17 protein-coding genes are annotated in these 14,983 nt (G+C 41.1%); 14 read left to right on the top strand and 3 right to left on the bottom strand.

Going from position 1 to position 14,983, the window contains the following annotated elements:
• The first annotated feature begins 8 nt into the window (after nucleotides 1–8).
• Entirely contained in the window at nucleotides 9–476 is a 468-nt protein-coding gene (locus AC2IOM_RS00580; RefSeq protein WP_100914496.1) for an LPP20 family lipoprotein, read from the top strand.
• Between the two features lie 28 nt (nucleotides 477–504).
• Here AC2IOM_RS00580 and flgN read toward each other — a convergent pair whose 3' ends face one another.
• The 3 genes from flgN to flgA all read right to left on the bottom strand — a co-directional run bounded on the left by flgN (nucleotide 505) and on the right by flgA (nucleotide 2,090).
• Complete coding sequence (gene flgN / locus AC2IOM_RS00575) at nucleotides 505–918, bottom strand: flagellar protein FlgN (RefSeq protein WP_010560745.1); 414 nt, start codon at nucleotides 916–918, stop codon at nucleotides 505–507.
• A 3-nt stretch (nucleotides 919–921) separates the two neighbouring features.
• On the bottom strand, nucleotides 922–1,242 hold the full coding sequence (gene flgM / locus AC2IOM_RS00570) for a flagellar biosynthesis anti-sigma factor FlgM (RefSeq protein WP_010560744.1): 321 nt from the start codon (nucleotides 1,240–1,242) through the stop codon (nucleotides 922–924).
• A gap of 131 nt (nucleotides 1,243–1,373) precedes the next feature.
• Nucleotides 1,374–2,090 carry a flagellar basal body P-ring formation chaperone FlgA gene (flgA, locus tag AC2IOM_RS00565; RefSeq protein WP_486358796.1) on the bottom strand — a complete coding sequence of 239 codons (717 nt, stop codon included), beginning with the start codon at nucleotides 2,088–2,090 and terminating at the stop codon, nucleotides 1,374–1,376.
• 140 nt (nucleotides 2,091–2,230) lie between these two features.
• Here flgA and AC2IOM_RS00560 point away from each other — a divergent pair, with 140 nt between their 5' ends.
• From AC2IOM_RS00560 to flgL, 13 genes are all read left to right on the top strand, one after another.
• Entirely contained in the window at nucleotides 2,231–3,163 is a 933-nt protein-coding gene (locus AC2IOM_RS00560; RefSeq protein ID WP_010560742.1) for a chemotaxis protein CheV, read from the top strand.
• A gap of 17 nt (nucleotides 3,164–3,180) precedes the next feature.
• Complete coding sequence (locus tag AC2IOM_RS00555; RefSeq protein WP_486358795.1) at nucleotides 3,181–4,005, top strand: CheR family methyltransferase; 825 nt, start codon at nucleotides 3,181–3,183, stop codon at nucleotides 4,003–4,005.
• Nucleotides 4,006–4,068: 63 nt separating this feature from the next.
• Nucleotides 4,069–4,473 carry a flagellar basal body rod protein FlgB gene (flgB, locus tag AC2IOM_RS00550; protein WP_010560740.1) on the top strand — a complete coding sequence of 135 codons (405 nt, stop codon included), beginning with the start codon at nucleotides 4,069–4,071 and terminating at the stop codon, nucleotides 4,471–4,473.
• Between the two features lie 2 nt (nucleotides 4,474–4,475).
• The gene (gene flgC, locus AC2IOM_RS00545; protein WP_010560739.1) at nucleotides 4,476–4,898 is read left to right on the top strand and encodes a flagellar basal body rod protein FlgC; all 423 of its coding nucleotides are present in this window, start codon (nucleotides 4,476–4,478) and stop codon (nucleotides 4,896–4,898) included.
• Nucleotides 4,899–4,910: 12 nt separating this feature from the next.
• Nucleotides 4,911–5,597 carry a flagellar hook assembly protein FlgD gene (locus tag AC2IOM_RS00540; protein WP_010560738.1) on the top strand — a complete coding sequence of 229 codons (687 nt, stop codon included), beginning with the start codon at nucleotides 4,911–4,913 and terminating at the stop codon, nucleotides 5,595–5,597.
• A gap of 79 nt (nucleotides 5,598–5,676) precedes the next feature.
• A complete protein-coding gene (gene flgE / locus AC2IOM_RS00535; RefSeq protein WP_486358794.1) occupies nucleotides 5,677–6,999 on the top strand; it encodes a flagellar hook protein FlgE in 1,323 nt (440 codons plus the stop codon).
• 152 nt (nucleotides 7,000–7,151) lie between these two features.
• Complete coding sequence (locus AC2IOM_RS00530) at nucleotides 7,152–7,898, top strand: flagellar basal body rod protein FlgF (RefSeq protein WP_486358793.1); 747 nt, start codon at nucleotides 7,152–7,154, stop codon at nucleotides 7,896–7,898.
• Between the two features lie 18 nt (nucleotides 7,899–7,916).
• The gene (flgG, locus tag AC2IOM_RS00525; protein ID WP_010560735.1) at nucleotides 7,917–8,705 is read left to right on the top strand and encodes a flagellar basal-body rod protein FlgG; all 789 of its coding nucleotides are present in this window, start codon (nucleotides 7,917–7,919) and stop codon (nucleotides 8,703–8,705) included.
• 12 nt (nucleotides 8,706–8,717) lie between these two features.
• Nucleotides 8,718–9,401: a flagellar basal body L-ring protein FlgH gene (flgH, locus tag AC2IOM_RS00520; RefSeq protein ID WP_010560734.1), complete on the top strand. Its 684-nt coding sequence runs from the start codon at nucleotides 8,718–8,720 to the stop codon at nucleotides 9,399–9,401.
• Nucleotides 9,402–9,409: 8 nt separating this feature from the next.
• Nucleotides 9,410–10,504 (top strand): flagellar basal body P-ring protein FlgI, encoded by a 1,095-nt coding sequence (locus tag AC2IOM_RS00515; RefSeq protein WP_010560733.1) that lies wholly within the window; start codon nucleotides 9,410–9,412, stop codon nucleotides 10,502–10,504.
• Between the two features lie 134 nt (nucleotides 10,505–10,638).
• Nucleotides 10,639–11,628 (top strand): flagellar assembly peptidoglycan hydrolase FlgJ, encoded by a 990-nt coding sequence (gene flgJ, locus AC2IOM_RS00510; protein WP_486358792.1) that lies wholly within the window; start codon nucleotides 10,639–10,641, stop codon nucleotides 11,626–11,628.
• On the top strand, nucleotides 11,628–13,637 hold the full coding sequence (locus tag AC2IOM_RS00505; protein ID WP_486358791.1) for a FlgK family flagellar hook-associated protein: 2,010 nt from the start codon (nucleotides 11,628–11,630) through the stop codon (nucleotides 13,635–13,637). The genes flgJ and AC2IOM_RS00505 overlap by 1 nt, the downstream gene beginning before the upstream one ends.
• Before the next feature lie 5 nt (nucleotides 13,638–13,642).
• Nucleotides 13,643–14,869, top strand: a complete 1,227-nt coding sequence (gene flgL, locus AC2IOM_RS00500; protein ID WP_486358790.1) for a flagellar hook-associated protein FlgL — start codon at nucleotides 13,643–13,645, stop codon at nucleotides 14,867–14,869.
• Nucleotides 14,870–14,983: the final 114 nt, after the last annotated feature.

Raw genomic sequence — 14,983 nt, 5'->3', positions numbered from 1 at the left:
GTGGCAACATGTTGAAATCAATTTTCAAAACATCAACTCTGGTAACGAGCTTATATTTATTAGGTGGCTGTAGCCAACTGTTTGATAAACATATTGAATATGAATACCAAACACCAGATAACTACCCAGTGCTGTATGCGGTAGGGTATGCACCGATCAGTTTGCAACCCGGTACAACAACAGAGCAAAAATCGATTATGGCAATGAAGGCATCAAAGCTTGAGGCTTATCGTGAGCTCGCGGAACAAGTCTACGGACAAAAAGTTGACGCGCAAACGAGCGTTAAAGGCCTAATCGCTAGTAATGATACTTTGAAAGTTCGTGTACAAGGTGTTGTACGTGGTGCGAAAGTGACCAAAAGCTACGCTGTGGGTGATACGTATGCAACAGAAGTTGAGCTAGATATGAAATTGGTACATGACTTATATATTGGTCAAACAAAACCAAGAAACGTAAAAAAAGTAACCTACTACTAGCAGGTTACTTTTTATTAGTAAATTCAGATTACGCTTTTAGCCCGCGAGCAATCGGGTTAGGTAGAGAGAAAGATTTGCCCGTTTTGTCGTATCCGGTATGACTTTTACCAAATAAGATATTCTTTAATTTTTGTGAAGCAATCTGGCTTTGATTTGCTGCAACTTGGTTCACGTCATTCTGCTTTTTGCAGTCAGCTAATACCTGATTAATTTGGTTGATTGTTGGCTGATATTCAGCTTTATCAATACCGTCTTGATCAATTAATTTGGCAATGTGTTGGTCACGTTGCTGAATTGACTGCAACGATGCAACTTTGCTTTCAACAACAGATATCAACGATTCATGATCGCGCGCAACTATCGCTTCTAATTCCTGCTTTAGGATGTCAGCCATAGTATTCAACTCATCAAGTTGTTGCGCTAATATCTGTTCTAGATTCATAAACTATCGACCGAAAAGTTTAAATTCAAGCTTATTGATATTTTCAGCAAGCTTCTCTGCATCAATTTTATACTCGCCGTTAGCGATCGCTTTTTTAAGCTCGTTTACTTTTTTCTCATCAATACCTGATGATTGCTCCGCTTTTTCATTTAGCTTTTTAAGCTGTTGAGCTTGCGGTGTAATGCTTACTGAATCGCTAGTTGCCTTTGCAGTAGCAGTATTCACTTGCACTTGTTTATTAGCAGTTTCAGACGCTTGCTGCTTAGAGCTTTCAAGCCTGACGTTTGCTTGGCTGTTTGAGCCTTGATTTATTTGATTAACCATGACAGTTCTCTCTACTAAGATTTCACATCTTATGTATCGGCATCTCGGGTACAACCTTTAATAAAAAATGCACTATTTTTATTAAATTTGTAACCTCTTATTTAACCTGAAATTTCTACTAGAGTACAGCGCTAAATTGTGACTTTTACCAGCTCAGTGTTTAAAACTCTTGCCTGAATTTTCTTTTTAGATTTTACATTTCGAATACTAATGTTGTCGCCTATGCGTCCATCTTCAAGCGCTTCACCTTGTGTTTTAATTGTCATGCCTTTAAAGCTTGCCAAAATAGTAATTTTATCGCCTTTACAAATAGTGCAAATATAATTGTAGTTGATAGTTTGTCCCGCACGAACATTTCGTTTACTGCGGCTACCTATTAGGTTAGTACTCGATTTAAATTGATTCGAACGCGTTAAGTGTTTTGCAACTTGCTTGCTGGTTAAATGTTGTGCGGTAATTCGTTGCCCTTTACTGATCCCTTTTGCAGCTGTAATCACTTCAACGAGCTCTAATTGCTTTACATGCACAAAAACTTGCCAATTATTTTGATCTAAACACTTAATTTTTATAGTAGATTGCCGATTAGTATTGATAGGATTTGCAGCACTTACTTGCAACTCGTGCTGACATGTTCGCGTTTTAATACGAGTGTCGAGCGGTAACGCCGTAATCGACAACTGCGAATTAGGGGGTTGGTTAGGGTTGGGTTGTTTGTTATCGGCAACATAATCTATTGCGATTTGCTGCAATTCTAACTTACTGTAAACCTTTGCTTTGAGTGAAGTCATAGCAAGCGCAGCAATTTGTATTAAAATAAAGAAATAAAGATTTTTTTTAAACAAACTCATAATGTTTCGACTATGCTTTATGGGTAAAACAAGGTATAACTAGCGAGTGTCAAAATTATGGCACATCAAGGTTATACGGTAGTACAATAACAAAGAAGCAAGAAGTATTCCTTTTCATTGCTTCAAGTTAGGAGATTGAAATGGCAGGCATTTTAGATTCGGTTAATCAGCGAACGCAACTCGTAGGTCAAAACAGGCTAGAGTTGTTGCTGTTTAAGTTAAAAGGCAGGCAGCGGTTCGGAATTAACGTATTTAAAGTACGTGAGGTTTTACAATGTCCTAACTTAACGGCAATGCCAAAATCTAATCATTATGTTAAAGGTGTGGCGCACATACGTGGGCAAACAATTTCGGTTATCGATCTTTCTTTAGCTATTGGTGGTCCTGGGATTCAAGATACAAAAGATTGTTTTATTATCATCACTGAATATAACCGTTCAGTGCAGGGCTTTTTAGTCGACTCGGTTGAGCGTATCGTTAATATCAACTGGGAATCAATTATGCCACCTCCGTCAGGTTCGGGCCGTTATTCGTATTTAACTGCAGTAACTGAAATCGAAAAGGAACTCGTTGAAATACTAGATGTAGAAAAGATACTGAATGAAATTTGCCCAGTAAACACAGAGGTGAGCGCTGATTTGGTTTCAGATGGTGAAATGCAAAAAGATCTTGGTGAGCGTATAGTATTTATTGCCGATGATTCGACAGTTGCGCGAAACCAAGTGAAACGGGCGCTTGAGCCATTAGGCGTGCAAACTGAGGTGGCAAAAAATGGACGAGAGGCGCTAGTTCGCCTGAAAGAAATTGCCGAGAAAGATTGTCAAAGTGTGGTCACTGAACGAGTAGCCCTACTTATTTCAGACGTAGAAATGCCAGAAATGGATGGATATACGCTAACAGCCGAACTAAAGGCTGATCCCAGAACAGCACCGCTTCATGTTATATTACATACATCACTCAGTGGTGTATTTAATCAGGCGATGGTTGAAAAAGTCGGAGCTGATGATTTTATTGCGAAGTTTAACCCAGACGAGTTAGCTACTGCGGTTAAAAAGTGGGTTCATGAAGATTAGACCAGCGAGTAATAAACTTGAACAAAAACTTAGATGATAAAGAATATCAGCAATTTAAAAGCTTTTTAGAACAGCAATGCGGCATTGTGCTAGGTGACAATAAACAGTACCTAGTAAAGAGCCGTCTTGCACCTTTAATGGCAAGGTTTGAGGTCGACTCTTTATCTGAATTAGTGACTAAAACGCTTAGCCCGCGTGAACGTCAGTTAAGGGCTGCAGTTGTTGATGCAATGACAACTAATGAAACCCTGTGGTTTCGTGATACATATCCATTCGAATTGCTTAAGAATAAACTTTTCCCTGAACTTTCGGAGCTGCGTAGACCTATTAAAATTTGGTCTGCCGCAAGTTCCTCAGGACAAGAACCGTACTCAATCGCTATGAGTGCCGCTGAATTTAAGCAGTCAAAGCCAGGGGCACTAGCGGGCGTTAATATTGTTGGTACAGATATATCTAACACCATGTTAGATATCTGTAAAAATGCTGAATACGATTCGCTTGCGCTGGCACGTGGCCTTTCACCTGAAAGACGACGTAAGTTTTTTACGGATTCAGATCACGGTATGGCAAAAGTGAACGATGATATAAAGCGGATGGTGAGCTTTCGCCACTTAAACTTATTAGATTCGTATGCACTTATGGGGAAATTTGAAATCATTTTTTGTCGTAATGTGCTGATTTATTTCTCACCGGAAGTTAAAGCAAAAATTATTAAACAATTTCACCAAGCCCTTAGCCCTAAAGGGTATTTATTTCTAGGCGCGTCAGAATCTATGACCGGATTAAGCGAGGATTTTGAAATGATCCGCTGTAATCCAGGTATCATTTATCAAAAAAAATAATTAGTCAGTAGCTCTGGCTTACTATTTGCATAACTTCTTCAAAGTCACTTTTTTGGAGAAGTTATGGCTATCAGTTTTGACAGAGCACTCGGCATTCATCCGCAAGCTACTCTTGCTCGTTCGCAAAGAGCAGAAGTGCTAGCAACCAATATTGCTAACGCAGATACGCCAAACTACAAAGCGCGAGACATCGATTTTTCAAAAGCCCTTGAACAGGCTAAATCGAGTCAATCTAAGCGCTTGTCGACCACTCACGAAAAACACTTCGATCTATCTATTAATAGTTTAGAAAGTAACACCTTGTATCGAGTACCCACTCAGCCTGATACCGGTGACGGTAATACTGTGGATATGCAGGAAGAACGTAGTAAGTATGTTCAAAACGCAATGGAGTACCAAGCGAGTATTAACTTTTTAGGCGGTAAGTTTAAAGGCTTGAAAAAAGCACTAGGTGGGCAAGGGGCATAATTATGAGTCTATATAATGTATTTAATATTTCTGGTACTGGCATGAGTGCACAATCTGTGCGTTTAAATACGACTGCAAGTAATTTGTCTAATGCTAACTCAGTGAGTTCAAGTGCGGATGAAACTTACCGTGCGCGTCATCCTGTTTTTTCTGCAGAATTGAGCAAAGCGGTTAACGCGCAACAAGGTGAAGCGGTTGGAGTAAAGGTGCTTGGTATTGTTGAAAGTGACAAACCACTTAAACGTGAATTCAATCCAGAGCATCCGCTGGCTGATAAAGATGGCTTTATTTATAAGCCGAATGTCAATGTTGTGGAAGAAATGGCTAATATGATTTCGGCATCACGTAATTACCAAACCAATGTTCAAGTAGCTGATGCAGCGAAACAAATGCTGTCTCGTACTCTGCGCATGGGTCAAAACTAATAGGAGCTGATCATGACAACAAACGTGAGTAACGACAGTTTTATTGATTCAGTTAAATGGAAAACACCTACAGGTGTTCCTGAACAAAACGATAACGATCAGCTAAAACAAGAAGATTTCTTTGCATTGTTAACGCAGCAGTTATCGTATCAAGATCCGACTAAACCTGCGGATAACGATCAGATGATTGCGCAAATGACAAGCTTTTCGATGGCTGATGGTATTAGCCAATTGAATGCAAACTTTGAAAGCTTTGCTTCAACGATGACTTCGAATTCTGCACTACAAGCATCAACATTGGTTGGTAAAGATGCCCTGGTGCCATCAACGGTACTTGAACTGAGGGATGGCAAAACATCTACAGGTAGTGTGGCGCTGGATACCTCGGCTCATGATGTCACCGTAAAAATCAAAAATGCAGCGGGTGAGGTTGTTCGCACGCTGGATATTGGTTCGAAGACAGCGGGCGCTGCAAAGTTTGAGTGGGATGGCAAAGATGAAAGCGGTAATCCGTTGCCACCTGGCAATTACGCGATGACAGCGGAAGGACGAGTCGCAGATGGTGAGTATATGAGCTTTCCCACAGGTGCGTTTTTGAACATTTCAAGTGTTAGTTTAAAAGGCACACATGGCTTGGTACTTAACACGGGCGCTGGTTCGATTAATTTAAGTGATGTTGTCGAAATCGCTCAAGGTTAATCTTGGCATTAAAGTTGAATAAATAACTCCGAGTAAGCAGTTTCCTAACAATCAGGGCTGCGAGTTTAAGAGGTGAATTATGAGTTTTAATATTGCATTGACGGGATTAGCTGCGGCACAAAAAGATCTCGATGTAACCGCAAACAACATTGCGAACGTAAACACTACAGGTTTTAAAGAATCACGGGCTGAATTCGCAGATGTATATGCTGCGTCGGTATTTAGTTCGGGCAAAACAAAAAATGGTGATGGTGTGCAAACAACGGTTGTTGCACAACAGTTTAACCAAGGTTCATTACAGTTTACTCAGAATGCGCTTGATCTTGCGATTACCGGCGAAGGTTACTTTGCGATGACTGATTCATTATCATCGCAAGATTATACTTATACGCGTGCTGGTGCATTCAAACTTAACAAAGATAATTTTGTTGTAGATGCACAAGGGAACTTTTTACGTGGTTTTCCTGTAGACCCATCGAACGGTGATACCACATCGGTAAGTTTGAGTACGGCAACTCCTATTCAAATTCCTGACGCATCAGGTGCACCACGCGCAACAAATAATGTATATACCTCATTTAACTTAGATGCAGGTGCAAATCAGCCTACTGTAGCGCCATTTAATCCAACAGATTCAGCGACATTTAACGCATCTACGTCTACTACAGTATACGATTCACTCGGTGAACCGCACATTATGCAGTTTTACTTCGTTAAAACAGGAACAAATAACCAGTGGAACGTTCATGCTACATTAGGTGGACAAGAATTTGATAGTACAGGCACTAACCCACCGGCAGGCCCACTTGCAACATTTACGTTTGATTCAAGCGGTTTGCCTCAAGCTCCTGTGACTGCGCCTAATACCACATTTGACCCAGTTTCACTAACAGCGGGTAACTTATCGAACCTTTTAACAAACGGTGCAGCTTTTCCGAATGATGTAAATATCAATTGGCGCGACGAAGTAGGTACCACACAAAAACAACCTACTCAGTATGCGAGCCGTTTTGAGGTTAAAGCATTAGAACAAGATGGTGCGACGGTGGGGCGTTTAACGGGTATTGATATTGGTACCGATGGTAAGATCGTTGCGTCATACAGTAACGGTGATTCAACCTATATTAGCCAAGTGTCTATGGTGCGATTTGCTAATTCACAAGGTTTATCTCAGGTAGGTAATACAGCGTGGAAAGAAAGTTTAACGTCAGGTGAACCAATTGCTGGTGAACCGGGATCGGGTACATTAGGTACGATTAATTCAAGTGCGCTTGAGCAATCTAACGTAAACTTAACCAACGAACTAGTTGATTTAATTTCCGCGCAGCGAAACTTCCAAGCGAACTCACGAGCTTTAGAAGTTAACTCAACACTGCAACAAAATATCTTACAGATCCGCTAATTTAGTTAGCGTAATTCACTTCTTTATAGGGCTGATTTTTCAGCCCTTTTTTATTCAATTTGTTATTTCTCAATAGCGTCAATTTTCAATCATTGCGATTGGCATCATTTTTGCTCTACCTAACTATTAGTGATCATTTTTAGGTCGAGTCGATGGATAAATTACTTTATGTCGCTGCATCGGGCGCTAAACAAAATATGCTGGGCATTGCAGTAAAAGCTAATAATTTAGCTAATGCAAAAACCACTGCGTTTAAAGCTGATTTAGAGCAAGCTCGTTCTATGCAGGCTTTTGGTGAAGGCTTGCCAACACGCGTGTTTGCGATGGAAGAAAGACCGGGTTCACGTTTGAGTGCTGGTGCTTTATCTATGACCGGACGTGAACTTGATATTGCAGTCGGTGAAAACGGTTGGCTCGCTGTGCAAGATGCAAATGGTGACGAGGCCTACACACGTTCAGGCAATTTACGCATGAGTGAAACAGGCCAGCTATTTACAGCTAATGGCTTACCTGTAATCGGTGAAGCTGGGCCTGTTATTTTGCCTGTGCCGATTGAAAAAGTACAAATTGCCAAAGACGGCATGATCCAAGTTAGGCCGCAAGGCGCACCAGCAAATTTTATTGAAGATATCGACCGCTTAAAGTTGGTCAGTGCGTATGGTGTTCAACCTTTAGAAAAAGGGTTGGATGGCTTGTTTAGAAATAAAGATGGGGCGGAACTGGATGCCGACCCAAATATGACAGTAACTAGCGGTGCATTAGAGATGTCTAATGTGAACCCAGTTGATGAGATGGTGGGAATGATTTCACACCAACGTCAGTTTGAGTTGCAAGTCAAAATGATGAAAACCGCAGAGAAAATTGACGAAAGCCAAAGTTCTCTTATGCGAATTTATTAATGGTTTTTGGAGGTTAGTATGCATCCTGCATTGTGGATCAGTAAAACAGGTATCGATGCGCAGCAAACCGATACGTCTGTAATATCAAATAACTTAGCAAACGCGAGCACCGTAGGGTACAAAAAAAGCCGTGCGATTTTCGAAGATTTGCTTTATCAAAATATTAATCAACCGGGTGGTCGCTCATCGCAAGATACGCAGCTGCCATCGGGTTTAATGTTAGGGGCGGGTTCTAAAGTAGTTGCTACGCAAAAGAATTTCTCTCAAGGAAATATGCTAACAACTGATAACTCGATGGACTGGATGATTCAAGGTCAGGGCTTTTTTGAAGTTGCAATGCCGGACGGTAGTCTTGCCTATACGCGAAATGGCCAATTTACCACAGATGAAGAAGGTCGCATCGTAACATCGGGCGCGGGTTATCCGTTACAACCAGAAATGAACGTCCCTGATGATGCACAGCAGATTATTGTATCGCAAGATGGCGAAGTGTCGGTGCGTATCGCAGGGCAAGCAGATAACGCGGTAATTGGTCAGCTCACTATTTCTGATTTTATTAATCCATCAGGTCTTGAGCCTATGGGGCAAAACCTCTACACAGAAACCGCAGTAAGTGGTGCACCTGTGCAAGGTAACCCGAGCGTGGATGGATTAGGTGTGATTGTGCAGGGCTCTCTTGAAACATCAAATGTGAATGTAACCGAAGAGTTGGTAAATCTTATTGAGACGCAGCGCGTTTATGAGATGAATTCAAAAGTGATCTCTTCGGTTGATGAAATGTTGAGTTACATTAATCAGCAGCTTTAATAGGTGGTTAGCATGAGTAAGTTACTATTAACATTGATCGGTAGCGTACTTTTAAGCGGTTGTGTGACAACAGCAAACCGCTTCGTCGAACGTGATGATCCGTATTATGCGCCGCTGTATCCTGAAGATACCGATGTGTCGCAGGTAAACACAGGGTCACTTTATAATATACATTACTCAAATGACCTTTATTCAGACCAAAAAGCGCTGCGCCAAGGTGACATCATTACCGTAGTGCTGAGTGAATCAACTCAGGCGTCAAAAACGGCAAAAACGGAAACTGACCGAGAAACGGACTTTGCACTATCACCGGTTACTGGATTTGGCGGTAATGCAGTTACGATCAATGGTGATGCGTTGCAATACGGTGTTGGTTCAGAGGGCTCATATAAAGGCGATGCGAAGTCAGATCAGTCAAATAGTCTAAACGGTAATATTTCAGTTAATGTGATGCGTGTATTACCAAACGGTAATTTAGTTATTCGCGGTGAAAAGTGGCTTACGCTTAATACCGGTGAAGAATTTATTCGTTTAGAAGGCATCGTTCGTCCGAAGGATGTTAGTGCTGACAATATGGTGATGTCTACCCGTATTGCAAACGCACGTATTCAGTACTCTGGTAAAGGGGCGCTGGCAGATGCACAAGAAGCAGGGTGGTTAGCTCAGTTCTTCTTAAGCCCATTAAACCCTTTTTAGGAGGTCGCATGCGTAATTTTGCTATTGGTTTTATCGCGCTTCTTAGCCTTTTTAGCTTCCCAACAACAGCAGAACGTATTAAAGATGTGACCGTTGTTGAAGGGGTACGTAGTAACCAGCTTGTTGGTTATGGTTTAGTTGTTGGTTTGCCTGGCACAGGTGAAAAAAGTAGCTTTACCGAGCAAAGTTTTAAAGCCATGCTCAGCAGTTTTGGTATCACGTTACCAGCAAACTTAAAGCCTAAGATTAAGAATGTCGCAGCAGTAGCTGTACATGCAGATTTACCGCCGTTTGTGAAACCGGGTCAAACAATCGATGTTACCGTATCGTCAATTGGTAGCGCATTAAGCTTGCGCGGTGGTACATTAATTCAAACCTTTCTAAAGGGCGTTGATGGCAATGTGTATGCAATTGCACAAGGCAGCATGGTGGTTAGCGGACTAGGCGCCGAGGGTGCTGATGGCAGCAAGGTATTAGTAAATACACCAACTGTAGGGCGTGTTCCAAATGGCGCGATTGTCGAACGTGCGGTCGCATCGCCGTTCAACCAAGGTGATCACATTACATTTAATCTGCACCGTCCTGATTTTTCTACTGCAAAAGCCTTGTCTGACACGATTAACGATTTAGTAGGCCCAAATACTGCCACAGCAATGGATGCAGCGTCGGTTAAAGTGTTAGCACCACGCGACCCAGCGCAACGCGTAGCTTACCTCGCTACTTTAGAAAATCTTGAGTTCGAACCAGCTGATAACAGCGCAAAAATTATCGTTAATTCGCGTACAGGCACTATCGTGATTGGTAAAAATGTTACTTTAGAACCCGCTGCAATCACTCATGGTGGATTGACTGTCACGATTGCAGAGCAGCAAAACGTTAATCAACCCAACGCACTTGCTGGTGGGCAAACGGTTGTTACCGAGCAAAGCATTATTGATGTAGCACGCGATGATACCCGTGCTTTTGTGTTTGACCCAGGTGCGAGTTTAGATGATCTCGTGCGAGCGATTAACGAAGTCGGCGCGGCGCCAGGTGATTTAATGGCAATACTTGAAGCGCTGAAAGAGGCGGGCGCAATAAGTGGCCAACTAATTGTGATTTAAGTTTACAGATTGTTACCAAAGCCCTGCATTGCAGGGCTTTTTTGTTTAGCGCTTTAATTTTATTTCTTTGGCTTGATTTTTGCATTGGTTTATCAGTGTGTTTCGTAGCCAATTTATTGAATGAGAGCTGACTTATGGATGGTAACAACATAAATCATCAACAAAGTTTCTTTGACTTGAGTAACTTAGATTCTTTACGTCAAGAAGCGCTGCAAGGCGATCCTGATAAAAAGGCGCTTAAGCAAGTTGCAGCTCAGTTTGAATCTATTTTTACCCAAATGCTATTTAAAAGTATGCGTAAAGCCAACGAAGCATTTGAAGACGAAGATAGCCCGTTTAATGAAAGCAGCGTTAAATTTTATCGTGATATGCATGATCAACAGCTTTCTATGGAGCTTTCACAAAGTGGTGCATTAGGGCTTGCCGATATTATTGTCCAGCAACTTTCACCAACGCCAGGAAAATACACCCCTGCAAGTTTGTTTTCAGCAAGCCAGATTGCGCCAATGCAAAAGCCTTCATTGAATACCGCAAATACAGATTCACCAGAACAGATAAATACAACAGGTGAAGAAACCGCATTTGATAATGAGCAGTCGTTTGTTTCTGAGCTTTGGCAGCACGCTAAAAGCGCAGCTGAAAAAATAGGGTTAAGTCCTGCTGTTATGTTGGCGCAATCTGCGCTTGAAACAGGCTGGGGAAAACATGTGATTACTAAAAGTGATGGGCAAAGCTCAAATAATTTTTTCAATATTAAAGCTGACCGCGCATGGCAAGGTGATAAAGCTGCTAAAGCTTCGCTTGAATTTGAACAAGGCGTCGCTGTTAAAAAACAATCTAATTTTAGAGCGTATAACAGCATTGCTGAAAGTTTTGATGATTTTGTTAACTTTTTACAGCAAAACCCACGCTATCAATCAGCACTTAAAACAACGTCAGACCCATCTCAGTATCTCGATGAATTACAAAAAGCAGGGTATGCCACTGACCCTAATTATGCAGACAAAATTAAAGATGTGCTAAAGCGCACTGAATTTACGCAAGCACTCAACGCTGTCGCTTCAGGAATAAATGTAAACGATATGATGAAAAGTTCGATAACAAGTTTAGGAGGCACTAACTAATGTCTTTTAATCTACTTAATATTGCAAACTCAGGTGTACGTGCAAGCTCAGAGTTACTGCAAACTACCAGTAAAAACATTACCAACGTCAATACAGAAGGTTATGTTCGAGAGCGCACAGAACATAGAACACTGTTTGATAATCAAGTTGGACTTGGGCAAACTTTCCGCTTAGTGAATGACTTTGCGCAACAACAATTAAATCGCGATGTGTCTAACCTTGCTTTCTTTAACCAGTTTGTTGATGAGTCCGCCCGCGTTGACAGTTTGTTTGCTGAAGAATCTAATAGTTTGTCTACTAGTATTAATTCACTTTTTAGCTCACTACAAGAAACATTAAATCAGCCTTCATCATCGGTGAGCCGCAATTTATTTTTTAATGACGCACAAGGGTATATCGATCAATTGGGTCGGCTTTCTGGCATAGTGTTTGACCAAAAAACCATTGTGAATGATCAACTTGAAATCTATACCGATGAAGCAAATGGACTGATCAGTAAAATCAGCGAACTTAATCTTGCTATTGCATCGGGTTCTTCAGGCCCTGATGGCAGTGCTCTAAACAGTACTATTAACCAACGTGACTTGGCCATTAAAGAGTTGGCTGAGTACATAGATATTGAAACGCTAGATGGTCCAAATGGTGAAAAATTGGTGTTTATGGGTACAGGTGAAGCTGTTGTAATGGAAGATGGTGCGTTTAATTTATTTTCACTTTCCGGCGATCCAGACCCCAATTTTAAAGATTTAAAATTAGATGTGGATTCAGGTAAGGCAATACCGCTTGAAGTAGATACAAGTTTGTTGAAAGGTAAAATAGGCGGGCTATTGGCATATCGCGAAGATATTTTAATTCCATCACAAAACAAACTAGGCCAATTAAGTTTGGCAATGGCTGATGCATTTAACCAACAAAATAGATTAGGACTGGATGCGGATGGTGAATTAGGCGGTGATTTGTTCACGATTCCTAGTGCAGGTGCATACGCATATGCAGCAAATACAGGTACGGCACAAGTTACCGGTACTGTTGAAGCAGGACACGGTAGTGAAATCCCTGCTTCTGATTTTCTAATTGAATACACAGCGGCAAACCAAATAACAGTTTCTGCACTTGATAAATATGGCGACCCCGTTGGTACGCCAATTGTAGCAACAGTAGCGGGCGGCGTAGCTAATGCGGGTAGTGCTGGTGGCTTTTTATATGGTTTAGAAATAAACCTTACTGCTGGTGCTGCTGTGGGAGATAAGTTTGAGTTAAAACTTAATTCAGAGGCGTCAACAAATATTCAATTAGCGACGAACAGACCAGAAGATTTGGCGTTAGCATCGCCGATCCGAACAAATAGTAATATTAATAACCAAGGTACAGGCAGTATTTCAGGTGGTACAGTCACGGATACAACGGCTGCAGGTTTTACAGCAGGTCCGCCTCCGTCTTTAACCAATGGCCCTATTACTATTACAAAAACAGCCAACCCAAATGAGTTTGATATAACGGATGGCACTCCAGCTGTTACAACAACTGTGGTACTAACGCCACCATATGACAATGTGTTAAATCAAGCTGGGGCCCCTTACAATACCTATGGTTTTGATTTTAGTTTAGAAGGCGCGCCAAATACTGGTGATTCATTCACGCTGGAATTTAATACAAACGGTTTTGATGACAATCGAAATGGTTTAATGTTGGCGGGACTGCAAGATAAAGAGCTAGTCAGAGCAAATATTGAAACATCGGCTGGTGGCGACAATCTAACGACATTGAATGAGGCTTACGGAAACTTAATTACTGATGTTGGTATCAGAACTTCGTCTGCTAAAACGAATCAAGTTGCCTTTGAAGCCTTAGCTAATCAATCAAATGCTTGGTACGAGTCTATTTCTGGCGTTAATTTGGATGAAGAAGCTGCAAACTTGTTGAGATTTCAGCAGTCATATTCTGCAGCTGCACAAATTTTATCTACCGCCAGAACGGTTTTCGACACCATATTGAATGCAGCGAGGTAAATCTAATGCGTTTATCAAATAACATTATGTATCAAAACAACCTTGATAAAATTTTAGATAATCAGCAGAAGGTTGCGATTGCACAAGAAAAGGTTTCGACTCAAACGCGTATTCTAACACCGTCTGACGATCCCGCCGCATCTGCTCAAGCGTTACTCTTTAGTGAACGCATTGATATAAATGAACAGTTTCAAAAGAATAATAGTTACCTGACGAGTAAATTAAAAACTGAAGAAAGTGTGTTGCAAAATATTAAAATCTCTTTACAGCGTGGGTATCAATTGACGGTTCAGGCCGGTAATGGTGCGCTTACAGAGCAAGACAGAGCAACGATTGCTGAAGAGATGAAGTCTATTCAAGCAACACTGTATGATTTAATGAATTCAAAATCTGAAGATGGAAAGTTTATCTTTTCAGGTTTTCAGGATAATGTACAAACCTATTCCTACAACGGTGCGACAGGCACTTATGATTATCAAGGTGACCAAGGTAATCATGAGATGCAATTGGCGGTTGGTATAACGTTGCGATCTAGTGATAATGGTATTGATGCGTTTGAAAAAGTGGACGCACGTCTAAACGTTAATACAAACGCGCCTGCAGTTGGAGGCGGTATCACTGGAGGTTCTGTTTTTGTTAAAGAACAAGCTCAGTTCGATGCATATCACAAAGCTAACTATGACCCTCTTGTACCTGCGAACAATAATTTACAAGTGACCGTTACCCCTGGGGCACCTGACACATACTCGATAACACTTGGTGGTACACCAGTTGCATCAGGTAACTATGATGGCGAGGCAATAAATTTCCAAGGTATGGAAATTGAGCTTTCTGGTGTCGCACCGGGAACAGCGGATTTTTCTTTAGCACCGCCGGAAAAGAAAAATGTATTAAATACATTAGAAGAGTTAATTACCGGTTTAACTACATCTGGATTATCTAATGATGCATATCAAGAGTTTTTGGCAGATGGTATAACCGGATTAACTAACGCGCAAAATCAAGTGTCTATTACTCAAGCAAATTTGGGCGGTCGATTAAAAGTTGCTGAGAGGTTGCTAGATTCGACTACTGATATCAATATTAATCACAAAGAATCTAAAGCAAATTTAATTGAATTGGATATGGCAGCGGCAATTTCTGAATTAACAAAAGAAGAGACAGCGTTGCAGGCATCACAGGCAACATTTGGCCGCCTTACTCAACTTTCACTGTTTGATTACATTAGGTAGTATTTATTTTTATCTATAAAAAGCGAGTTTTAAACTCGCTTTTTTGTTAATTTATCCCGTAAATTAGATGATTTTTTAAAAATTCACTAAAGCAAGTCAATTTATTGCCGATAC

This window comes from Pseudoalteromonas sp. NS-SX12, from assembly GCF_057367955.1.
This window is presented reverse-complemented; position numbering and strand designations above follow the sequence as displayed.